The organism is Photobacterium proteolyticum (genome assembly GCF_001939735.1).
Classification (GTDB): domain Bacteria; phylum Pseudomonadota; class Gammaproteobacteria; order Enterobacterales; family Vibrionaceae; genus Photobacterium; species Photobacterium proteolyticum.
In genome coordinates this window covers 45,968-68,436 of record NZ_MJIL01000050.1, presented here as the reverse complement: position 1 = coordinate 68,436, position 22,469 = coordinate 45,968, and the positions used below count along the sequence as shown (strand labels likewise).

General features: G+C 51.4%; 18 protein-coding genes. 2 read left to right on the top strand and 16 right to left on the bottom strand.

Annotation, left to right across the window (positions count from 1 at the left end; translation table 11 throughout):
- Positions 1–4 precede the first annotated feature (4 nt).
- The 16 genes from dnaE to rpsB all read right to left on the bottom strand — a co-directional run bounded on the left by dnaE (position 5) and on the right by rpsB (position 18,510).
- Complete coding sequence (gene dnaE / locus BIT28_RS05960) at positions 5–3,484, bottom strand: DNA polymerase III subunit alpha (protein ID WP_075762727.1); 3,480 nt, start codon at positions 3,482–3,484, stop codon at positions 5–7.
- A 136-nt stretch (positions 3,485–3,620) separates the two neighbouring features.
- Positions 3,621–4,226, bottom strand: coding sequence for a ribonuclease HII (rnhB, locus tag BIT28_RS05955; RefSeq protein WP_075762726.1), 606 nt, complete (start codon positions 4,224–4,226; stop codon positions 3,621–3,623).
- Positions 4,227–5,366 carry a lipid-A-disaccharide synthase gene (gene lpxB, locus BIT28_RS05950; RefSeq protein WP_075762725.1) on the bottom strand — a complete coding sequence of 380 codons (1,140 nt, stop codon included), beginning with the start codon at positions 5,364–5,366 and terminating at the stop codon, positions 4,227–4,229.
- 2 nt (positions 5,367–5,368) lie between these two features.
- Positions 5,369–6,157: an acyl-ACP--UDP-N-acetylglucosamine O-acyltransferase gene (gene lpxA / locus BIT28_RS05945; RefSeq protein ID WP_075762724.1), complete on the bottom strand. Its 789-nt coding sequence runs from the start codon at positions 6,155–6,157 to the stop codon at positions 5,369–5,371.
- Complete coding sequence (gene fabZ / locus BIT28_RS05940; protein WP_075762723.1) at positions 6,157–6,609, bottom strand: 3-hydroxyacyl-ACP dehydratase FabZ; 453 nt, start codon at positions 6,607–6,609, stop codon at positions 6,157–6,159. The genes lpxA and fabZ overlap by 1 nt, the downstream gene beginning before the upstream one ends.
- Before the next feature lie 101 nt (positions 6,610–6,710).
- Entirely contained in the window at positions 6,711–7,736 is a 1,026-nt protein-coding gene (lpxD, locus tag BIT28_RS05935) for a UDP-3-O-(3-hydroxymyristoyl)glucosamine N-acyltransferase (protein ID WP_075762722.1), read from the bottom strand.
- 134 nt (positions 7,737–7,870) lie between these two features.
- Positions 7,871–8,380 (bottom strand): OmpH family outer membrane protein, encoded by a 510-nt coding sequence (locus BIT28_RS05930; protein WP_075762721.1) that lies wholly within the window; start codon positions 8,378–8,380, stop codon positions 7,871–7,873.
- Between the two features lie 17 nt (positions 8,381–8,397).
- Positions 8,398–10,821: an outer membrane protein assembly factor BamA gene (bamA, locus tag BIT28_RS05925; RefSeq protein ID WP_075762720.1), complete on the bottom strand. Its 2,424-nt coding sequence runs from the start codon at positions 10,819–10,821 to the stop codon at positions 8,398–8,400.
- A gap of 36 nt (positions 10,822–10,857) precedes the next feature.
- The gene (rseP, locus tag BIT28_RS05920) at positions 10,858–12,213 is read right to left on the bottom strand and encodes a sigma E protease regulator RseP (RefSeq protein ID WP_075762719.1); all 1,356 of its coding nucleotides are present in this window, start codon (positions 12,211–12,213) and stop codon (positions 10,858–10,860) included.
- On the bottom strand, positions 12,210–13,406 hold the full coding sequence (gene ispC, locus BIT28_RS05915) for a 1-deoxy-D-xylulose-5-phosphate reductoisomerase (protein WP_075762718.1): 1,197 nt from the start codon (positions 13,404–13,406) through the stop codon (positions 12,210–12,212). Before ispC ends, rseP begins: the two co-directional genes overlap by 4 nt.
- Positions 13,407–13,589: 183 nt before the next feature.
- Positions 13,590–14,438 carry a phosphatidate cytidylyltransferase gene (locus BIT28_RS05910; protein WP_075762717.1) on the bottom strand — a complete coding sequence of 283 codons (849 nt, stop codon included), beginning with the start codon at positions 14,436–14,438 and terminating at the stop codon, positions 13,590–13,592.
- 73 nt (positions 14,439–14,511) lie between these two features.
- Complete coding sequence (locus tag BIT28_RS05905; RefSeq protein WP_075762716.1) at positions 14,512–15,276, bottom strand: undecaprenyl pyrophosphate synthase; 765 nt, start codon at positions 15,274–15,276, stop codon at positions 14,512–14,514.
- Between the two features lie 82 nt (positions 15,277–15,358).
- A complete protein-coding gene (gene frr / locus BIT28_RS05900) occupies positions 15,359–15,916 on the bottom strand; it encodes a ribosome recycling factor (protein WP_075762715.1) in 558 nt (185 codons plus the stop codon).
- 85 nt (positions 15,917–16,001) lie between these two features.
- Positions 16,002–16,730 (bottom strand): UMP kinase, encoded by a 729-nt coding sequence (gene pyrH, locus BIT28_RS05895; protein WP_075762714.1) that lies wholly within the window; start codon positions 16,728–16,730, stop codon positions 16,002–16,004.
- A 92-nt stretch (positions 16,731–16,822) separates the two neighbouring features.
- The gene (gene tsf / locus BIT28_RS05890) at positions 16,823–17,668 is read right to left on the bottom strand and encodes a translation elongation factor Ts (RefSeq protein WP_075762713.1); all 846 of its coding nucleotides are present in this window, start codon (positions 17,666–17,668) and stop codon (positions 16,823–16,825) included.
- A gap of 113 nt (positions 17,669–17,781) precedes the next feature.
- Complete coding sequence (gene rpsB, locus BIT28_RS05885) at positions 17,782–18,510, bottom strand: 30S ribosomal protein S2 (RefSeq protein WP_139310444.1); 729 nt, start codon at positions 18,508–18,510, stop codon at positions 17,782–17,784.
- A 324-nt stretch (positions 18,511–18,834) separates the two neighbouring features.
- Between rpsB and map the strand changes: the two genes are divergently transcribed.
- Both map and glnD read left to right on the top strand, forming a co-directional pair.
- On the top strand, positions 18,835–19,710 hold the full coding sequence (gene map, locus BIT28_RS05880; protein ID WP_075762711.1) for a type I methionyl aminopeptidase: 876 nt from the start codon (positions 18,835–18,837) through the stop codon (positions 19,708–19,710).
- A gap of 102 nt (positions 19,711–19,812) precedes the next feature.
- On the top strand, positions 19,813–22,434 hold the full coding sequence (gene glnD, locus BIT28_RS05875; RefSeq protein ID WP_075762710.1) for a bifunctional uridylyltransferase/uridylyl-removing protein GlnD: 2,622 nt from the start codon (positions 19,813–19,815) through the stop codon (positions 22,432–22,434).
- Positions 22,435–22,469 lie beyond the last annotated feature (35 nt).

Genomic DNA, 22,469 nt, shown 5'->3' with positions numbered 1-22,469 from the left:
TATATTAATTAAACTCAAGCTCTACTTGCTTATCACCCAGCAATACTTTGAGATCGGTGATTAACTGATCTGCCGGGGTTACACGCCACTCAGTCCCGAGGGTCAACTTGGCACGTGCATTCGAGCGCTGATAGTACACATTTACCGGTACAGTACCTGCACGGTGTGGCTCCAGCACCTGGCTGAAGCGTTCAAAAAACTGTTCATCAATTTGCCTCTCTGTCACGGAGATAGCAAGTCCTCGCAAGTGCTTTTCTCTTGCTTCTGAGATATCTAGCACTTCTCGGCCCGACATTTTAAGGCCACCATTAAAATCATCAAAGCTGACCTGTCCGGAAACCACGACGATTCTATCTTTTTCAAGCAGATCAATATACTTTTCAAGTGGCTCTGAGAACAACATCACTTCCATCCGACCGCTGCGGTCGTCCAGTGTCATCAGGCCAATTCGGGTTCCTCGCTTGGTCGTCATAACGCGAGCGGCGATCACCAAGCCTGCCACGGTCACGACTTTATCGCGCCCTGTCGGGTGGGCATCTTTCAGACGCCAGGTTGTATAGTGTTTCAGTTCAGGCACATAGACATTGATTGGGTGCCCCGTCAGGTAAAGACCCAGGGTATCACGCTCCCCCTCCAGCCAGACTTTTTCCGGCCACTCAGGAATGTTGGCATAAGCATGCTCCACCTCTTCCGGTGCTGCCGTCAACACCCCGAACATATCCGTCTGGCCAAAGGCTTCGGCTTGGTGATGCTGGCTGGCCGCCTTGATCGCATCATCCAGCGTTGCCATCATGGCAGCACGGTTAGGCCCCAGTCGATCCATTGCGCCGGATTTAATCAACTTCTCCAGTACCCGCTTGTTGACCTTCTTGGTATCGATACGGGCGCAAAAATCAAACAAGTCCTTGAAGTGGCCGTCTTTCTCTCGTGCCTCGATGATATTCTCAATCGGGCCTTCACCGACCCCCTTCACCGCACCGATACCGTAGACGATTGCCCCATTTTCATCGACATTGAAGCGGTAGAGGCCCTTGTTGACATCCGGTGGCAACAGCTTCAGCTTCATCCGGTGACACTCATCCACCAGGCCGACGATTTTATCGGTATTATCCATATCGGCGGTCATTACCGCCGCCATGAACTCTGCCGGGTAATGCGCCTTTAGCCACAGCGTCTGATACGATACCAGTGCATAGGCTGCGGAGTGGGATTTGTTAAAACCATAACCGGCAAATTTTTCTACCAGGTCAAAGATCTTCATCGCCAGCTCGCCGTCGATGCCGTTCTTCACCGCCCCATCTTCAAAGGTGGCTCGCTGCTTGGCCATTTCTTCCGGCTTTTTCTTACCCATCGCACGACGGAGCATATCCGCGCCCCCCAGGGTATAGCCAGACAGCACCTGGGCGATCTGCATCACCTGTTCCTGATACAGAATGATGCCGTAAGTCGGTTCCAGAATCTCTTTCAGTGACTCATGCTGCCATTTTTCATCCGGGTAAGAGACGGCCTCGCGGCCATGTTTACGGTCGATAAAGTTATCTACCATGCCCGACTGCAGTGGTCCTGGGCGGAACAGGGCTACCAGAGCGATCATATCTTCGAAGCAGTCTGGCTGCAGACGCTTGATCAGATCTTTCATCCCTCGGGATTCAAGCTGGAATACCGCGGTAGATTCCGAGCGCTGCAGCATCGCAAACGACTTGGGATCATCCATCGGGATCGCCGCGATATTCACCGGCTCCTCACCCTTGGCCTTCAGCCGCGGGTTAATCATCCCCAGTGCCCAGTCAATAATGGTCAGCGTTCGCAGCCCCAGGAAGTCAAACTTAACCAGACCGGCTGTTTCAACGTCATTTTTATCGAACTGGGTGACCGGGTTGCCCCCTTCGGCATCGCAGTACAGCGGCGCAAAGTCGGTGATTGTGGTTGGCGAGATCACAACCCCACCGGCGTGCTTACCGGCGTTTCGGGTTACCCCCTCAAGGATCCTGCACATATCAATCAGATCTTTGACTTCCTCGTCGGCCTCGTAGACCTGGCCGAGCTGCGGTTCGGCATCAAAGGCCTTTGCCAGCGTCATTCCGGGCTCTGCCGGAACCAGCTTGGAGATCCGATCGACAAAACCGTACGGATGCCCCAACACCCGGCCGACATCGCGGATCACCGCCTTCGCCGCCATGGTACCGAAAGTAATGATCTGCGATACCGCATCGCGGCCGTACATTTCCGCCACGTGGTCAATAACCAGATCACGCTTGTCCATACAGAAGTCGATATCGAAATCGGGCATGGAAACACGTTCCGGGTTCAGGAATCGTTCGAACAGCAAGTCGAACTCCAGCGGATCCAGATCGGTAATATCAAGGGCATAGGCCACCAGCGAACCAGCACCGGAACCCCGTCCCGGCCCTACCGGAACCCCGTTATCCTTCGACCACTGGATGAACTCCATAACGATCAGAAAGTAGCCTGGGAATCCCATCTGGTTTATCACTTTCAGCTCGATATCCAGACGCTCGTCGTATTCCGGGCGACGTTTGGCCCGCTCTTCCTCGTCCGGGAATAGGAAGGCCAGGCGACGCTCCAGTCCCTCCTGCGACTCCTTGATCAGGAAGTCCTCGATGGTCATTTCACCGGTCGGGAAATTCGGCAGGAAGTATTCGCCCAGACGTACCGTCACATTACAGCGCTTGGCAATTTCGACGCTGTTTTCAAGCGCTTCGGGAATGTCCGAGAACAGCTCGCACATTTCCTCTTCGCTGCGCAAATACTGCTGCGCACTATACAGTTTCGGGCGGTTAGGATCTGCCATGGTATAGCCGTCATGGATCGCAACGCGGATTTCATGGGCATCAAACTGATCTTCGGACAACAACCTGACATCGTTGGTTGCCACGACAGGCAACTCTGCCTGCTCGGCCAGCTCTACAGCGAAATGCAGGTAAGCATCTTCGTCGGCGCGACCGGTACGGACCAATTCAAGGTAGTAGCTATCCGGGAAATGGGTCTGATAAAACTCAACGCAGCGCTCAACCATCTGCTGGTTGCCTTTGAGCAATGCCTTGCCGACATCACCAGTTTTACCGCCAGAGAGCAGGATCAGCCCTTTCTTGTGCTCAATCAGCCACTCTTTGTCCATCACGGGTAAATGCTGGACATGGCCACGCTGATAAGCTTTGGAAATCAGCATCGTCAGGTTCTGATAGCCGTCGTTATCAGCTGCCAATATGGTCAGATCCGCCAGCTCCTCGCCCATCTCCTCAGACAGTACCTTGAAGTCTGCGCCGATAATCGGCTTCACGCCTGCACCATGGGCTGCAAAGTAGAATTTCACCAAACCACACAGGTTGGTAAAGTCGGTCAACGCCATTGCCGGCATCCCCATTGCCGCGACTTTTTTAACCAGCGGTGGGACCTTGGACAGACCGTCCACCATTGAGAAATCACTGTGGACACGTAGATGAATAAAGCGAGGTTCAGCCATGACTAACCAGATTTGATGTGTTCTTAATAATTAAGCGAGGATTATAGCTCAAAGGGCCAGAATCATCACCGAATGTGGCCTAATGATTGAGGCTATGCTCATTAGGCCAACAACATAAAGCTGCCCGGGAATATAATCAATCGATACCCAGGATCCGTTTTACCGGCTTGAAGCTCTTACGGTGCTGGTCGATTGCGCCCAGCTTCTCCAGCGCTTCAAAGTGTGCTTTGGTCGGGTAGCCCTTATGTTTGGCAAAACCATAGCCCGGATGCTGGGCATCCAACGCTTCCATTTCCCGATCCCGGGTAACCTTGGCCAGGATGGAAGCCGCACTGATTTCAGCAACCCGTAAATCACCTTTCACAACCGGCTGCGCCGCCATCGGCAATTCCGGCACTTTGTTACCATCAACCAGCACGTAATCAGGCTGTGTAGCAAGACCGGCAACCGCACGCTGCATCGCCACCATGGTGGCCTGCAAAATATTCAGCTGGTCAATTTCCTCTGGCTCGCAACGCCCCAGCGACCACGCCAGCGCCTTCTCTTTGATTTCATCGAACAAGAGATTACGCTTCTTTTCGCTCAGCTTTTTCGAGTCCGTCAGCCCTTCTATCGGGTTATTAGGATCCAGGATCACCGCGGCGGTGACCACGGCGCCGACCAGCGGGCCTCGGCCAACTTCATCAACGCCGGCAATCAGGTTAGCCAGCGGATACTCAAAGGGTTCTAGAATGGTTGCCATTTATCTATCTATCAGTTTCAGGACAGCAGTGGCTGCCTGCTTATCCGCATCACACTTGATAAGTTGATGCAGACGGGTAAATTCATTCATCAGCTCGCTGTTATCCGAGCCAAGGAAGCGTTCGACTTCAGCACAGAGCTTCTCGGGTGTACAGTCATCCTGCAGCAGCTCCGGCACCAGCTCGCGATCAGCCAGTATATTGGCCAGCGAGACATATTTGGTCTTTAGCATCCGCTTGGCCAGCCAGGCCGTCAGCGGCTTGACCTTGTAACCGACGACCATCGGACGCTTGACCAGCATACACTCTAGCGCCACAGTGCCCGACGCAAGCAATACCGCATCTGAAGCCGTCATCACATTTCGTGCCGTATCATCAACCAGCACAAAATCCAGCTCAGGAGCTGTCTCCTGCCATGCCAGCTCGAACTGCTCACGCCGCTTCTGGTTCACCAGCGCAACGACAAAGCCCAAGTCCGGGTGCTTCTGCTTTAGCAAACGGCAGGTTTCGATAAACGGTGCCGCCAGCATCCCCATTTCACTGCCGCGGCTACCCGGTAATACTGCCAGCCAGCGTTTGTTACTATCGAGGTTGAGCAGCTCTCTGGCTGCCTGCTGATCAGTCTGCAACGGAATGGCATCAGCCATCGTGTGACCAACAAACTCACAAGGGACATTAAACTTGTCGTAAAAGGCCTTCTCAAACGGCAGGAAGGCCAACACCAGGTTGGTTGCCGCTTCGATTTTGAAAATCCGTTTCTGGCGCCAGGCCCAGACTGACGGGCTGACATAATGAACCGTCTTGATCCCGCGCTGTTTGAGATCCAGCTCAAGACGCAAATTAAAATCCGGGGCATCGATACCGACAAACACGTCCGGCGGGTTGTCGGTAAAGTACTTCACCAGCTCCACCTTCACCTTAAACAGGCGCGGCAGACGGCCCAAGACCTCGACAATCCCCATGACCGCCAGCTCTTCCATGTCAAACAGCGTTTCACACCCTTCGGCCTGCATACGCGGGCCGGCAATGCCGACAAACTCGGCATCCGGGTATTGCTCTCTGACAGCTTTAATAAAACCGGCACCTAAAATATCGCCGGAGATTTCCCCGGCGACAATTCCTATTCGAAGTGGCTTCGTCATAATTAGCGAATAATACCGCGTGTTGAACTTTCGAAGAACTCGGTAAACAGCTCGACAGCCTTATGCTCTTTGGCCATCTCTTCAATAACCGGCTTCACTTCAGCCAGTGTTTTGCCCGAACGGTACAGTTCTTTATACACAGCGCGAATAGCACGGATTTCGGCTTTCTCGAAACCGCGGCGCTTCAGGCCTTCGACATTAATGCCGAACGGTGCACAGTGGTTACCCTGCGCCATCACGTATGGAGGAACGTCCTGAACCACAATCGAACCGCCGCCCAACATACAGTGAGCACCAATCGTACAGAACTGGTGGATTGCCGTAATACCGCCAATAATCGCGTAATCGCCGATGGTCACATGGCCTGCCAGCGTCGCGTTGTTGGCAAAAATACAGCGATCGCCAATCACACAGTCGTGGGCAACATGCACATTAACCATGAACAGGTTGTCGTTACCCACCTTGGTGATGCCGTTATCCTGAACGGTACCACGGTGCATCTGCACGCTCTCGCGGATAGTATTGCGATCACCAATTTCAAGGCGGGTCGGCTCACCGGCGTATTTCAGATCCTGGCACTCTTCGCCAATGGACGCGAACTGAAAAATTCGGTTCTCGCGGCCAATTGTCGTCGGGCCTTTGATCACGACGTGGGACATGACTTCAGTGCCCTCGCCGATTTCGACATCTGTACCGATATAACTGAATGGACCAACTTTAACATTAGCGCCAATCTTAACGCCTTCTTCGATAATCGCCGAAGGGTGAATTTGTGCCGTTTCGTGAATCATTAGAACTCTCGTCTCGCGCATTTTAGCTCAGCAGAGCACACCACACCGCCGTCAACTTTTGCTACACCATTGAACATAGCAATACCACGGCGCTCTTTCAGGAATTCAACCTCAATCACCAGCTGATCCCCTGGGCCTACCGGCTTACGGAATTTTGCATTGTCGATGCTGGCAAAGTAATACAGCTCGTTTTCAGCCGGTGCGCCAAAAGTCTTGAACGCCAGCAGGCCGGTTGCCTGTGCCATTGCTTCAAGGATCATCACGCCAGGAAATACCGGCATCTTAGGAAAGTGACCGGTAAACTGAGGTTCGTTCACCGATACATTCTTGATACCGGTCAGCGTTTTGCCTTCTTCGTAATGGGTTACGCGATCAATCATAAGAAACGGGTAACGGTGTGGAAGAAGCTCTTGAATCTCTGTGATATTTAGCGTTTTGTTCTCGCTAGTCAAAACTGAATTCCTGTCTAAGTAAGTTTAAAATACTGTATAATTTTAACGCAAAACGGCCTACACTGAGTGCAGGCCTGTTTCAGCGATGAAATCGGCAGCAATTAGCTGTTTTCTTCCAATTTCTTTTCAACGGTTTTAAGACGCTTGTTCATCTCGTCTATTTTCATTACCCGAGCCGCGGTTTTACGCCACTCGCGGTTTGGCTGCAATGGGATACCCGACGAGAACATACCTTTCTCCTCGATACTACGCATCACCATCCCCATACCGGTAATCGTCACGCCGTCTGCAATTTCAATATGGCCATTGAGCACAGACGCGCCGCCGATAATACAGTATTTACCAATTTTGGTACTGCCCGCGACAATAGTACCACCCGCCATTGCAGTACCATATCCGATCTGCACGTTATGGGCGATCTGCATCTGGTTATCGAGGATCACATTATCTTCGATAATAGTGTCATCCAACGCACCACGATCAATGGTAGTACAGGCACCGATTTCGACACGGTTACCAATTCGGACCGAACCAAGCTGCGGGATCTTCACCCACTCGCCCTTGTCATTCGCGTAGCCGAAGCCGTCAGCTCCAATCACAGTACTTGACTGCACCAGGCACTGCTCACCCAGCATGACATTGTGATAAATAGTCACATTGGCCCACAGCTTGGTACCGGCACCGATAACGGCATTTTTACCGATAAAACAGCCAGGACCAATCTGTACGTTATCGCCCAGCTGAGCACCGGATTCGATCACCGCATTATGGCCGATAGCGACGCCCTCGCCGAGAACGGCATCGTCTGCAATAAATGCTGATGGCGCAATATCAGTAGCGGCTACAGGAGTGGTATCTAATAGCTGAGCGATCAAGGCATAACCCAGATACGGGTCTTTCATTACCAGGGCATTGCCTTCAAAGAAAGAAAGATCACCTTCTTTGAGCATTACCGCCGATGCCATGCACTGCGCAAGGTGCTTGCGGTATTTACTGCTAGACAAGAACGTGATCTGCCCTTCTCCGGCCTGATCCATACCTGCGATAGATTCAATCACTACGGTGCCATCGCCGCGTAGCTCTGCACCCAGTTTCGCTGCTATTTCAGCAAGAGTAATTCCAGCCATTATTTACCTTATTTCTTTGTAGTTTTTCAGCGCCAAATACCCACCTGATAAAAGAAGACGAAAGTGCAGATCGCAACAATTCAATCGTACACTTTCGGCTCAGGCAGGTATCAGCAGAGCTGAATAATTACCGTTTATTTAACTGCAGAGATCACCTTGGAAGACAAGTCATCTTTCGGGTTAGCATGCAGGACAGCATTGGCATCGATAACCATGTCATAACCTTCACGCTTGGCGACATCCTGGATAGCCTTACGGATTTTCTGAACCAACTTCTGCTCTTCTTCCGCACCACGGCGACGCTGGTCTTCCTGCAACGCCTTGGCTTTCAGTTTATAGTTGGACTCAAGTGAAGCCATTTCACGCTGTAGCTTAGTGCGATCGCTAGCACTCATCAGCTCGCCGTCACGCTTCATCTTGTCTACTTTGGTTTTCATGCGACTTTCAATGCCGCGCAGCTCGTCAATACGATCTTTAAATTCACCGCGCAGCTTTTCCGCCACATTATAACGCTTTGCCAACTGAGCCATAGCCTGACCAGTTGCGACATAGCCTACTTTTTGTGCCGCTTCAGCTGCCTGTGCGTACATCGATGAAGACAGAATTACCAGGCTAAGACCTGCCGCTTTAATCCACTGTTTCAAAAGTATCTCCTCAAATTTTAGAATGTTCGTCCAATAGTGAAGGTAAAGAACTCTTCATCATCACCATCGTATTTCTTGATCGGACGAGCAATCGAGAATACGAGCGGTCCCATCGGTGACATCCACTGCAGGGCGGCACCGTATGAAGCACGGATCAATGACGGATCGGAATAGTCACTCAGATATCGGCCGTCGCCGCTAGCTACATCATATTCCGTATCCCAAACGGTACCGGCATCAACAAAGATACTAGTTCGGATCTGGTTACGAACTTCCTCCGACGCAAACGGCGTCGGAACAATCAGCTCGGCACTAGCCAAGGCTGTTGCGTTACCACCGGCGGCATCATCTGTACCCGTGGCACAGTTGTTGTTACCACCGCCACTGATCCCGCCAGCTTCACAACCACCGACATAAACAGCTTTCGGACCAACAGTATTGGAACGGAAGCCACGCAGGGTAGAGAAGCCACCGGCGTAGAAGTTTTCATAGAATGGCAATAGCTGATCACTACCGTTATCGGTCGTACCGTAACCATTACCATATCCCAGCTTACCGCGTAGCAATAAGCTGAAGTCATGTCCTTCGTTCAGCGGGAAGTACTGGCGAACATCATATTGCGCCTTGAAATACTGGGCATCGGAGCCCGGAATTGTCATCCGGAACGAGGCACGCTGATGATTACCTGCCGTCGGGAAATAACCACGGTTTAGGTTGTTTCGTGTCCAGGACACAGACCAGTCAAAATCGTCCAGCTCAATCACATTGTCGCCACGGTCAAAACCGTGAATGGCCTTGAACTTCTCGATTTGGGCATATTCCTGAGTATTGGAGATCTTGTTGTGATCGTAACCCAGGCCAAATTCGAAGAAGTTCAGTTCATCGAACGGGAAGCCCCACGTCAGGCTGGTACCATAGCTCTGGTTGGTATAGTCAGAGATATTGGCATCCGAAGCCTCGAACTCGTTGTAGTAGATCTTACCGCCGAGGCTGATACCGTCGAGGGTAAAATACGGATCCCTGTATTCCAAGCTGATGTTCTTCTGGTAATCGTTCATCATCGCATTGATGCCGAAACGGTTACCGGTACCCAGGAAGTTATCCTGCTGGATCCCCGCCTGGAAGCTGATGCCCGATTCGGTACCGTAACCAACACCGAAGTTGATATTACCGGCATTGGCCTCTTTGACATTGTACTTGATATCGACCTGATCATCGGTACCCGGAACGCGCACCGTCTGAACATCAACGTTTTCAAAGAAGCCGGTACGGCTTAGGCGCTCTTTACCGCGCTCAACGGACTTCGAGTTCAGCCAGCTGCCTTCCATCTGGCGCATCTCACGGCGAAGTACCTCGTCCTTGGTCGATGTGTTGCCCGAGAACGTAATATTACGGACGTAGATACGCTTGCCCGGATCGACATTGACCGTCAGTGCAACCTGCTGGTTTAGATCGTCAAAGTCCGGAATTGTCGTCACTTGCGGGTAGGCATAGCCCAGCTCGCCCAGCTTACGCTTGACCGCTTCCTCCAACGCCGTCACTTTGGCACCGTTGTAGACTTCCCCGGCACTGATAGTCACCAGGCTATCAAGATCTCCGACTTTACCGGCCAGATCACCGCGGAACTTCACGTCCTTCACGCTGTACTGCTTGCCCTCGTCAATTTTCAGGGTGATATACACACCTTTCTTGTCCGGCGAGATTGCAACCTGAGTCGCATCAAGCTTGTACTTGAGGTAACCACTGTTCAGGTATTGCGAGCGTAATATTTCCAAATCGCCAGCCAGCACCTGCTTCTGGTACTTCTTATCGGCCAGGAAATTCCACCACGGCACTTCGGCCTGGAGGTTGAACTTATCCTGCAGCTCTTCATCAGTAAAAACATCGTTACCAATAAAGTTGATTTGCTGAATTTTCGCCGACACACCTTCGGTAAAGACAAACTTCAGGTCAGCACGATTACGCGGCAACGGGGTTACTACCGCCTTTACCGTTGCATTGTACTTTCCGACACTGTAGTAAAAATCTTCTAGCCCTTTTTCAATCTTGCTCAGGGTCGTTCTGTCCAGCGCTTCGCCCACCATAATACGCGAGGCATCAAGGTTTTCTTTAAGCTGCTCTTCTTTGATCGCTTTATTGCCAGAGAAGGTAATATTGGCAATCGTCGGACGCTCGAGGACTTTAACTAACAGTGCATTGCCATCACGGTAGACTTTAATATCTTCAAAATTGCCAGAAGCAAAAAGCGCCTGAATCATTTCCGAGACATCACGCTCATCAACATCGTCACCCACTCGGACCGGCATAGTCAACAATGCCGCACCCAGCGTCACGCGCTGCAAGCCTTCGAAACGAATATCTTCAACTACAAATTGTTCCGCGCTCTGCGCAACACTACTACCGAGTAAAAGTGATGCGACCAACAGTTTTTTCATCGCCATTAGTGTTCTGATTATTCCTTGCTAAAAACGCACTTATTAAAGGCGGGTAAAATCATTGAATAGCGCTACGGCCATTAACGCAACCAAAATGGCTGATCCCACTCTGTAGCCTATATCCTGAACACGTTCAGAAACAGGACGACGAGTTACCGCTTCAATGGCGAAGAACATCAAGTGTCCACCATCTAGTACTGGCAGCGGCAACAAATTAACAATACCCAAGTTCACACTGATCAACGCCAGGAACCCCAGGAAATACACCACGCCATAATCGGCGGTCATCCCGGCCCCCTTGGCAATCGAAATTGGGCCACTCAGGTTTTTTATCGCAACATCACCTGTTACCAACTTGGTTACCATATCAAAGGTTAGCGTAACCAGTTGCCAGGTTTTTTCTGCAGCCTTGCCGACCGCTTCGACAGGACCGAACTGTAAATTAATCCGATATGATTCCGGCCAAGGTTCAACCTTGGGTGCAAAGCCTGCATAGCCTATCACTTCGCCATCACGCTGCTCTTTGGCATTTGGCGTAAGCGTTAACTTGACGGGGTCCCCATCTCGCAACACTTCGATATCAAGCGCCTGTAACGGATTTGAACGTATCGCATCAACAACCTGCTGCCACTCCGTTATCGGCTTAGCATTGATAGCGACAATTTCGTCATTTAGCCTTAACCCAGCCGTAATTGCTGCGCCATCATCAACAAGTTGCGAAATAACAAGTGTAATAGCCGGCGAATAAGGTGCAATCCCCAAAGATGTCAGTACCCGCTCTTGCTCCGGGTCAAACGACCAGTCAGCCAGATCAAGGGTACGCTGCACTTCATACTCAGTACCGGGCTCGATGACAGAAATAACCATTTCTTTGTCACCGATATGGGAAATCATCGCCATGTTAACGGATTCCCAATCAGCGGTTTTGATTCCTGAAATGGATTTTAGTTCCATTCCATTGCTAATTCCTGCTTCTGCAGCAATAGATTGCGGAGCCACTTCACCTATTACCGGGCGTACTGCCGGTACACCGATGAGATAAACCACCCAATAGGCAAAGATAGCAAACAGAAAATTCGCCAGCGGGCCGGCCGCAACAATCGCACTACGCTGCCATAGCGCCTTGTTGTTGAAAGCCTGGTGCTTTCTCTCTTCGGGTACATCGTCAACACGCTCATCCAGCATTTTGACGTAGCCGCCGAGCGGGATCATTGCCAGTGTATATTCGGTGCCGTCCTTGCCGATCTTACGCCATAAAGACTTACCAAAGCCTATCGAAAATCGCTCGACGAACACGCCACAGCGACGGGCTACCCAGAAGTGACCAAACTCATGGACCGCAATTAATATCCCCAGTGCCAGCAAAAAGGCACCCAGGTTCCACAAAATACCCATCATACAGATACCTTACCAATCACTTCTCGTGCTAAAGTCCGGGCCATTCTATCCAGCTCAATAACGCTTTCCAAGTCAGTCGGCTCGCGCATTTGCGCCAGATCGAGAACCTGGCTGTTCACACTGGCAATATCGGTAAACCTTAGCTGATTATTCAAAAACGCCGCGACAGCCTCTTCGTTGGCGGCATTCAACGCGGTTGTTGCTGCCTGCCCGGCATAACACGCATCCATCGCCAGCTTCAGGCACGGATATCGCTTAAAGTCAGGTTGCAGGAAAGTAAATTCGCCGACTTTACTAAAGTCCAGCGGCGCCACCCCTGCCTCTACTCTTTCAGGATAGGACATTGCACAGGCGATAGGCGTTCTCATATCAGGCAGCCCCATTTGCGCCAGCACAGACCCGTCCTGGTACTGAACCATAGAGTGAATGACAGACTGCGGATGGATGATTACGTCCATCTGCTCACGGGAGGCATTAAATAGCCAACGTGCCTCAATGTACTCCAGCCCTTTGTTCATCATGGTGGCCGAGTCAACAGAGATTTTAGGGCCCATCGACCAGTTAGGGTGAGCAATTGCCATGGCTGGCGTTACCGCCGCAAGCTCAGAGACATCAGTATAGCGGAAAGGGCCGCCGGAGCCGGTTAGCAAAATTTTGCTGACGCCATGTTTTGCCAGATCGCAATGCCCCATTTCACGCTGGATCTCGGCGGGCAGGCTCTGAAAAATGGCGTTATGCTCGCTGTCGACCGGCAACAGCTCTGCCCCGTATTGTTGACAGGCGTCAATAAACATCTGCCCTGACATTACCAGGGCTTCCTTGTTGGCCAGCAAAATACGCTTGCCCGCCTTTACACCGGCCATCGTCGGCAGCAGCCCGGCTGCACCAACAATCGCTGCCATGACCGTATCAACTTCATCAAGGGCAGCCACCTGGCACATCCCTTCAACACCGTCGAGCACTGCCGTTGGAATATTATGCTGTTTCAGTAACACGGCAAGTTCAGACGCAGCTGATTCCGAGGCCATTGCGGCATACTTCGGCTTCCACCGCTGGCATAGCTCAAACATTTTTTGGCTATTCGAGCCAGCGGCCAGTGCAACAACCTCGAACAAATGCGGGTTTTGTGCCGCTACCGCCAACGTACTACTTCCGATAGAACCAGTCGCACCAAGAATCGTTAACTTACGCATAAAATCACTTTATTTAGCCGTGAAAAGCAGCCCATAGAAGGCTGCTCAGTAAAACAGGGGGCAGCTAAGCTTGTGTTTGCCCTGTTGGACAAGTCTGCTGTGCGGTTGGCCACAACCCGCGGCTCACAGGTTAGCAAGCACTCTTTCATTATGGCTGACACCACACAGCAGCTACCAGCTACATCATACTAGCCAGAGGTAAAGCAAAGCAAAAATAGGAAGGGCTGCTGTCAGACTATCAATTCGGTCAAGCACGCCGCCATGGCCGGGAAGGATACTGCCGCTGTCTTTAATGCCCGAGGCTCGCTTGAACATACTCTCGACCAGATCGCCCAATACAGAGGCAATCACAGTCAGCACCGCAATCACCAGCAGACTGCCCAGGCTGACAAAAGGAATATCCATCAGGGCTGCACCTCCCCAGGTTACAAGCACTGCCAGTACTGCACCGCCAACCAGACCCTCGATTGTCTTGTTAGGACTCACAGCGGGTGCCATCTTGCGTTTACCGAAACGTTTACCCGAAAAGTAAGCCCCGGTATCCGCCGCCCAAACCAGGAAGCACACTAGCATCACCAGCTTGGCGCCGTGGTAAGGCGACTCAGCGTAGTTTACGGCACGGAGCATCAAGATACTCCAGAAGAAAGGGAGCAGGGTCAACAAGCCAAAAAGGTACTTCAAAGCGGTAGCTTTAGACCAGAGCGATGAACTAGAAGGGTAAGTGATGGCTAACATGGAGGCACCCAGCCACCAAACGCCACCGAGCAACAGCATAGACTGATGCGATAGAGCCAGGGCAGACAGGCTTTCTACATCAGTCGGCATAAAGAAGATTGATGCGCCTAAGGCGATAGCGGGTACTAACATCGCGCCCCAGCGCGATTTCGCATCAACAAATTGTGTCCATTCCCAAAAACCGACCATGGTAATCGCGGCTATAGCGAAAACAAAAGCAGGGAAAGGTAAAAGAAAAATCCCTGCTATTACTAACGGCGCGAGGATAAGTGCGGTAATGATACGTTGCTTAAGCAAGCTGCGTCCTCTCGTTATTCATTATATGTTAGTAACGACTCAGCATTTCTGTGCTGCTGTCTGTCTATTGCTACTATTTTTGTAATAAAGCCTGCACCTGCTCGCCGGTACATCCAAAACGGCGTTCGCGGTTCACATACCACGCAACGGCATCTGCCAGGCTTTGCTCGTCAAAATCGGGCCAATGCTGCTCAGTAAAGTACAGCTCGGCATACGCCATCTGCCATAACATAAAGTTACTGATGCGACATTCACCACTCGTACGGATCAACAGATCGACCTCTGGCAAACCTGACGTCGACAAACCTTGTACCAGCATGTCCTCGGTAATATCTTCCGCCGTCAACCCGTTCTCGGCAGCTTGGTTCACCAAGCGCTTCGCCGCCTGCAGGATATCCCACTGACCACCGTAGTTGGCCGCGATATTCAGCACCATCCCGGTATTATCAGCAGTCAACAACTCAGCCTCGGCGATTTTTTTCTGCAATCGCTGGCTGAAACGGGTCTTATCACCGATGATCCGTAACCGGATATTGTTCTTGTGCAGACGCTTCACTTCACGACCAAGCACTGTCATGAAGAGCTCCATCAGCAACGACACCTCGTCTTCCGGACGGCGCCAATTTTCGCTACTGAAAGCAAAAAGCGTTACCACCTTGATACCGAGGCGACTTGCCGTCGAGACGGTTTTTCGTACGGCTTCTACGCCGGCCTTATGGCCAAACACTCGAGCTTTGCCTTTCGCTTTTGCCCAGCGCCCATTGCCATCCATAATAACGGCAATATGCTTTGGCAAATTATCAGCAGAAAGTGCATTTTCGATTGTATGCTCTGCCATACATCTCCCTCAAAAAAGAAAAGCGCCGTGCTGCACGCACAGCGCCTCAAGTCTCATCAAGCTAATAAAGGCGCGTCAGACCTTATACTTCCATTAGCTCTTTTTCTTTCGCTTCCAGCACGGCATCAATGTTCTTAACCGCAGCGTCAGTGATTTTCTGAATCTCATCCTGTGCGCGACGGTCATCATCTTCAGAAATTTCTTTCTCTTTCAGCAGTGCCTTCACATCAGCATTGGCATCACGACGGATGTTACGAACGGCAACACGACCCTGCTCGGCTTCGGCACGAACGATCTTAACCAGATCACGACGACGCTCTTCCGTTAGCGGAGGAAGAGGAACACGGATAACGGTACCCGCAGACATAGGGTTCAGGCCCAGGTCAGACATCATGATTGCTTTTTCGACTTTCTGCGTCAGCTCTTTATCGAAAACAGTGATTGCCAGTGTGCGGGAATCTTCAGCAACAACGTTTGCCAGCTGCTTAAGCGGCGTGTTGGCACCGTAGTATTCTACGAAGATAGTATCCAGCAGGCTTGGGTGAGCACGGCCAGTACGTACTTTTGCCAGTTGGTTTTTCAGCGCTTCAACGCTTTTGCCCATGCGCTCTTGCGCATCTTGTTTAATTTCATCAATCACGATTAATACCCTTAATGATTCGGTCAAAGCGGGAGCAGCCACGCTCCCGTTCAGAATGTGTCGACAGAACTTACTCGCTAGAAGCTTAGTCGTTCGAAATCAAAGTGCCTTCTTGCTCGCCCATTACCACACGGCGCAGAGAACCTGGCTTGTTCATGTTAAAGACACGAATTGGCATGCCGTGGTCACGAGCAAGTGTAAATGCAGCTAAGTCCATCACTTTCAGTTCTTTATCAAGAACGTCATTGTATCCAAGCTTATCATAAAGAACAGCTTCTGGGTTTTTAACTGGGTCATCTGTGAATACACCGTCAACTTTTGTTGCTTTCAGTACCACGTCAGCTTCGATTTCGATACCGCGCAGACAAGCAGCCGAGTCAGTAGTAAAGAACGGGTTACCCGTACCGGCAGAGAAAATCACCACGCGGCCCTGACGCAATTGGCTGATCGCATCAGCCCAGTTGTAGTTGTCACATACACCATTTAGCGGAATAGCAGACATCACTCGAGCGTTCACATAGGCACGGTGCAACGCATCACGCATCGCCAAGCCATTCATCACGGTCGCCAACATACCCATGTGATCGCCCACAACTCGGTTCATACCGGCTTCTGCAAGGCCTGCACCACGGAAGAGATTACCACCACCGATAACCAGGCCAACTTGCACACCCAGTTCAATAAGTTCTTTGATTTCCTGAGCCATACGGTCAAGAACTTGCGCGTCAATACCAAAACCTTCGTCGCCCTGCAGTGCTTCACCGCTGAGTTTCAGCAAAATTCGTTGATAAGTCGGTTTAGGATTTGTGGTCATTAGGTTTACCTTCCAGGCTTACAAATAGAGATATGGAGTTGTAAAAAGACCGCAGCCTTGGCTACGGTCTTTGGAGTTCGTTTCAAGAAGGATTAACCCTTCTGAACAGCTGCAACTTCTTCAGCAAAGCTCATTTCTTGAGCTTTCTCGATACCTTCACCAACTTCGAAACGGATGAAGTTAGAAACAGAAGCGCCTTTTTCTTTCAGCATCTGACCAACAGTCTGAGATGGGTCCATGATGAACGCCTGACCAGTTAGAGAAACTTCGCCAGTGAACTTCTTCATTCGACCAACAACCATCTTCTCTGCGATTTCAGCTGGCTTGCCAGACTGCATAGCAATTTCGATCTGGATTTGCTTTTCTTTCTCAACAACGTCAGCTGGTACATCTTCAGGAGTTACGTACTCTGGCTTAGAAGCAGCAACGTGCATTGCAACGTGCTTGATTACTTCAGCTTCAGCGTCTGCAGCAACAACAACACCGATACGGTCGCCGTGGCGGTAAGAACCAACTTTAGCACCTTCGATGAATTCTACGCGACGGATAGAAATGTTCTCACCGATCTTAGCAACAAGTGCTGCACGCGTTTCTTCGAACTTAGCCTGTAGAGCAGCAGTGTCTAGCTTCTCAGCTACTGCAGCGTCTAGAGCTTCGTTAGCGAAAGCCAGGAAGCTTGTATCTTTAGCAACGAAGTCTGTTTCACAGTTAACTTCTAGGATTGCAGCAAGACCTTCTGCTTCCTTAACTAGGATTGCGCCTTCAGCAGCAACACGGCCAGCTTTTTTAGCAGCCTTAGCAGCACCACTCTTACGCATGTTTTCGATCGCTAGTTCGATGTCAGCGTTCGCTTCAACAAGCGCTTTTTTACATTCCATCATGCCTGCGCCAGTACGTTCACGCAGTTCTTTAACTAGGGCAGCTGTAACTGTTGCCATTGTTATATCCTCAGTTTTGAATACTTGGTATAAAAATCAGGGGCCCTATTCGGCCCCTGGTAACCATACTTAGTTTACACAAGGTAACTTAAGATGCTCAAAGGAGCTGGCTATTACTCAGCTTCTACGAAACCGTCTTGCTCAGCTTGTGCAACGATGTCTTGGTTACGACCTTCAGTTACAGTTTGAGCTACAGCACCAGTGTAAAGCTGGATAGAACGGATTGCGTCATCGTTACCTGGGATAACGAAGTCAACGCCGTCTGGGTTAGAGTTAGTATCTACTACTGCAAATACTGGGATACCCAGGTTGTTCGCTTCTTTAATAGCGATGTGCTCGTGATCAGCATCGATTACGAACATAGCGTCTGGTAGGCCACCCATGTTCTTGATACCGCCAAGTGACTTCTCAAGCTTCTCCATTTCACGAGTACGCATTAGCGCTTCTTTCTTGGTTAGCTTGTCGAAAGTACCGTCAGTAGACTGAACTTCTAGGTCTTTTAGACGCTTGATTGACTGGCGAACAGTTTTCCAGTTAGTCAGCATACCGCCCAACCAGCGGTTGTTCACGTAGAACTGGTCACAGTTAATCGCAGCTTCTTTGATTGATTCGCTGGCTGCACGCTTAGTACCAACAAAAAGAACCTTACCCTTGCGAGCAGAAATCTTGTTGATTTCAGCAAGAGCGTCGTTGAACATTGGTACAGTTTTCTCAAGGTTGATGATATGTACCTTGTTACGAGCACCAAAGATGAATGGCTTCATTTTTGGGTTCCAGTAACGAGTTTGGTGACCGAAGTGAACACCAGCCTTAAGCATGTCGCGCATTGATACAGTTGCCATTGAATATTCCTCTATGGGGTTAGGCGTCCACATATCCCATTCTACCGACCCATGATTTGCATTACTGCAAACCTGCAGCCTCGCGAAAGACTGATGAGCACCCCGGAGAATGTGCCGATATGTGTGAGTGATTAATAAATGTTTAGTGGTAATTTAACCAGCAGGGTCGAAACACAAGTTAGCTAATTACGGCGCGCTTTATACCATATTTCATCCACCAAAATCTAGCCTAATTATAGTTGAGAGCATCAAACTTGGTTTTCATCCAGCGTCCTCACTGTTACCATATATCCAATAGAAAACAGTCAATGTAGAGAAGATTGGATGAGCATCAAGATCAAAACGGCTGATGAAATTAAAAAAATGCGTGTCGCAGGCCGTTTGGCTGCGGATGTGCTGGAAATGATCGAACCTCACATCAAAGAAGGTGTGACGACAGAAGAGCTAAACCAGATCTGTCATGATTATGCGTTGGAAAAAGGTGCCTACTCGGCCCCGCTTGATTACCACGGTTTTCCAAAATCTATCTGTACGTCGATCAACCATATCGTTTGCCACGGCATCCCGGCCAGCCAGGACGAGATCGGTAGTAACGGTCAGGTGAAACCAGCCGTACTTAAAAACGGTGACATCATCAACGTCGATATCACGGTTATAGTGCCGAACGACGAAAATGCTGATCTGAGCGTGCGCCCGAAAGGCTACCACGGGGACACGTCAAAGATGTTCCTGGTCGGTGATGTCACGCCTGCTGATAAACGCCTGTGTCGCGTTACTCAGGACGCTCTTTACGTCGGTATGCGCAAAGTGAAGCCAGGTGCTCGCGTCGGTGATATCGGTACTGCGATTGAGAAGTTCATCAAGGACAACAACAAGAAGAACCCTTTAAACAAGTACTCTATTGTTAAAGACTTCTGCGGCCACGGTATCGGCAGTGATTTCCACGAAGAGCCTCAAGTGGTCCACTACCGCAATGGCGACCGCACGGTACTGAAAGCAGGCATGTGCTTTACTATCGAACCGATGATCAATGCCGGTAAGTTTGGCTGCACGGTCGATGGTGCCGATGACTGGACGGTTTATACAGGAGACGGCAAGAAATCGGCCCAATACGAACACACTATCGTCGTGACCGAGACAGGCTGTGAGGTCCTGACCCTGCGTAAGGAGGAAAGCATTCCTCGCCACATGCGCAACTAATCCTCTGAGCCGACCATCTGGTCGGCTTTTTTATACCTTCCTATTTATTCCTGTACAGTTATAGTAATACCCATACCGATTCACAACATGGCACGGAATGCGATGACAGATACTTTTTCAGCCAAGGAGCAGCTCTCTCCCGAGCCTCTCTCACAAGAAGCCCTGCGCAGTGAACTGGAACAGTTTACCGAACAGCAAAAGCAGCAATTTGCCAACCGCACCCCGGTCACCGAACTGGTCGAAGCCCGTGCGGGTTTTATCGATACCCTGCTACAGCGGTTATGGCAACACTTCGGTCTCGACAAGCACAACGAGCTGGCACTGATTGCCGTGGGCGGATATGGCCGCGGCGAGCTTCACCCGCTTTCCGACGTGGATATATTGCTGCTCAGCGACCAGCCGCTGGATGAGCCGACCGGCAAGACAGTCAGTGAGTTTCTCACCTTTCTGTGGGATCTGAAGCTCGAGGTGGGCCACAGTGTCCGTACCCTTAACGACTGCCTTGAGATTGGCCTTGAAGATCTGACCGTGGCGACCAATCTGCAGGAGTCGCGCCTGCTATGCGGCAATCCCGATACGTTCCAGTGCCTGGAAGAACAAGTCAACTCGGGGAAGTTCTGGCCCAGCGAGGAGTTTTATCGGGCTAAGCTAGAGGAACAGAAGGTTCGCCATGCCCGCTACCACGATACGACCTATAACCTCGAGCCGGACATCAAGTCCAGCCCCGGCGGCCTGCGCGACATCCATACCCTGAGCTGGGTTGCCCGGCGCCATTTTGGTGCCACCAGCCTGCTGGAAATGAGTCGTTTTGGCTTCCTGACCGATGCCGAGTACCGTGAGCTGGTCGAGTGCCAGGACTCGCTGTGGCGTATTCGCTTCGCCCTGCACAGCGAGCTCCGTCGCTACGACAACCGCCTGACTTTCGAACACCAGGCCTCGGTAGCCGAAAAACTCGGCTATACCGGCGAGGGCAACCGCCCGGTCGAAATGATGATGAAGGAGTTCTATCGCACCCTGCGCAGAGTCTCCGAGCTCAATAAAATGTTATTGCAGCTCTTTGATCAGGCCATTCTCAACAAGGGGCAAGTCACCGAGGCCGTCCCGCTGGACGATGACTTTCAGCTGCGCGGACACCTTATCGAAGCAACCAAACCGGCTCTGTTTCAGGCTCGCCCCGAAACTATCCTTGATATGTGCCTGCATGTCGCAAGAAATTCTGAAATTGAGGGCATTGCCGCGCCCACTCTGCGCCAGCTCCGGACAGCCCGTCGCCGTCTAAACCGCTTTCTGGTTGATATCCCCGAAGCCCGGGAAAAGTTCATGGAGCTGGTCCGCGAGCCCAATGCCCTGCAGCGAGCATTCCGCCTGATGCACCGACACGGGGTATTATCGGCCTACCTGCCGCAGTGGAGCCAGATCGTCGGGCAGATGCAGTTCGATCTGTTCCATGTCTATACCGTCGACGAGCACAGTGTCCGGCTGCTCAAGAACCTCAACAAGTTCAGCGATCCGGACAACCGCCAGCGTCATCCGATTTGCTGTGAGGTCTACCCGAGGATAGCCAAAAAAGAAATTCTGATCCTGGCGGCGATCTTCCATGATATCGCCAAGGGACGCGGCGGCGACCACTCTGAGCTGGGTGGTGTAGATGCCTATGAGTTCTGTATCCAGCACGGCCTTTCCCGCCCCGAGGCCAATTTGGTCAAATGGCTGGTCAACAAACACCTGCTGATGTCCGTCACGGCCCAGCGCCGGGACATTTATGATCCGGAGGTGGTTACCGATTTCGCTATGCAGGTACGGGATGAAGAGCGGCTTGATTACCTGATCTGCCTCACTGTCGCCGATATCTGCGCCACCAACCAGGAGCTATGGAATAGCTGGAAGCGCACTCTGCTGGCCGAACTCTATTATTCAACCCAGAAAGCCCTGCGCCGCGGGCTGGAAAATCCGCCGGATGTCCGCGAGCGGATCCGCCATAACCAGCAGATGGCCTCGGCCATTCTGCGCAGCCACGGTTTTACCCCGCGTGAGATAGAGGTCTTATGGCAGCGCTTCAAGGCCGACTACTTCCTGCGCCACACCCACAAGCAAATAGCCTGGCACGCCGAGGCAATCCTCAAACATGAAGATCATGACAAGCCGCTGATCTTGCTGAGCAAGAAAGCCACCCGCGGCGGGACCGAGGTGTTTGTTTACAGCAAGGACAAGGCCAAGCTGTTTGCGATTGTGGTCTCGGAGCTGGACAAGAAGAACCTCAGCGTCCACGACGCCCAGATCATGAACAGCAAAGATGGCTATGCGCTGGATACCTTTATGGTGCTGGATCCAACCGGCAAAGCGCTGAGCGAGAACCGCCATAATACCGTTCGCCGGGCACTGGTGAGCGCCTTGACCCATATGAAATCGGAGCGCAAGAAAAAACGGGCTCCGCGCAAGTTGCTTCATTTCAATGTCAAAACCAAAGTCGACTTCCTGCCAACCAAGACCGGCAAGAAGACCATGATGGAACTGGTTGCCCTGGACATGCCGGGACTGCTTGCCCGTGTCGGCTCGGTCTTTGCCCGGCAGAAAGTCAGCCTGCAGGCCGCGAAAATCACCACCATCGGCGAGAGGGCCGAGGACTTCTTTATTCTGGTCAACGAAGACGGCGTCCAGCTAAGCGAAGAGCAACAGCAGCAGCTTAAAGATGCCCTGATCGCCCGCCTTGATGCCGCAAAATAACGGATAGCACCTTCCGCCTCCGAGCCACTGACCAA

What these genes read in the sequence shown, in the direction of transcription:
- dnaE (WP_075762727.1), bottom strand. Translation starts at nt 3,484, where the DNA reads ATGGCTGAACCTCGCTTTATTCATCTACGTGTCCACAGTGATTTCTCA.
- rnhB (WP_075762726.1), bottom strand. Translation starts at nt 4,226, where the DNA reads ATGGCAACCATTCTAGAACCCTTTGAGTATCCGCTGGCTAACCTGATT.
- lpxB (WP_075762725.1), bottom strand. Translation starts at nt 5,366, where the DNA reads ATGACGAAGCCACTTCGAATAGGAATTGTCGCCGGGGAAATCTCCGGC.
- lpxA (WP_075762724.1), bottom strand. Translation starts at nt 6,157, where the DNA reads ATGATTCACGAAACGGCACAAATTCACCCTTCGGCGATTATCGAAGAA.
- lpxD (WP_075762722.1), bottom strand. Translation starts at nt 7,736, where the DNA reads ATGGCTGGAATTACTCTTGCTGAAATAGCAGCGAAACTGGGTGCAGAG.
- bamA (WP_075762720.1), bottom strand. Translation starts at nt 10,821, where the DNA reads ATGGCGATGAAAAAACTGTTGGTCGCATCACTTTTACTCGGTAGTAGT.
- rseP (WP_075762719.1), bottom strand. Translation starts at nt 12,213, where the DNA reads ATGATGGGTATTTTGTGGAACCTGGGTGCCTTTTTGCTGGCACTGGGG.
- ispC (WP_075762718.1), bottom strand. Translation starts at nt 13,406, where the DNA reads ATGCGTAAGTTAACGATTCTTGGTGCGACTGGTTCTATCGGAAGTAGT.
- BIT28_RS05905 (WP_075762716.1), bottom strand. Translation starts at nt 15,276, where the DNA reads ATGGCAGAGCATACAATCGAAAATGCACTTTCTGCTGATAATTTGCCA.
- pyrH (WP_075762714.1), bottom strand. Translation starts at nt 16,730, where the DNA reads ATGACCACAAATCCTAAACCGACTTATCAACGAATTTTGCTGAAACTC.
- tsf (WP_075762713.1), bottom strand. Translation starts at nt 17,668, where the DNA reads ATGGCAACAGTTACAGCTGCCCTAGTTAAAGAACTGCGTGAACGTACT.
- rpsB (WP_139310444.1), bottom strand. Translation starts at nt 18,510, where the DNA reads ATGGCAACTGTATCAATGCGCGACATGCTTAAGGCTGGTGTTCACTTC.
- map (WP_075762711.1), top strand. Translation starts at nt 18,835, where the DNA reads ATGAGCATCAAGATCAAAACGGCTGATGAAATTAAAAAAATGCGTGTC.
- glnD (WP_075762710.1), top strand. Translation starts at nt 19,813, where the DNA reads ATGACAGATACTTTTTCAGCCAAGGAGCAGCTCTCTCCCGAGCCTCTC.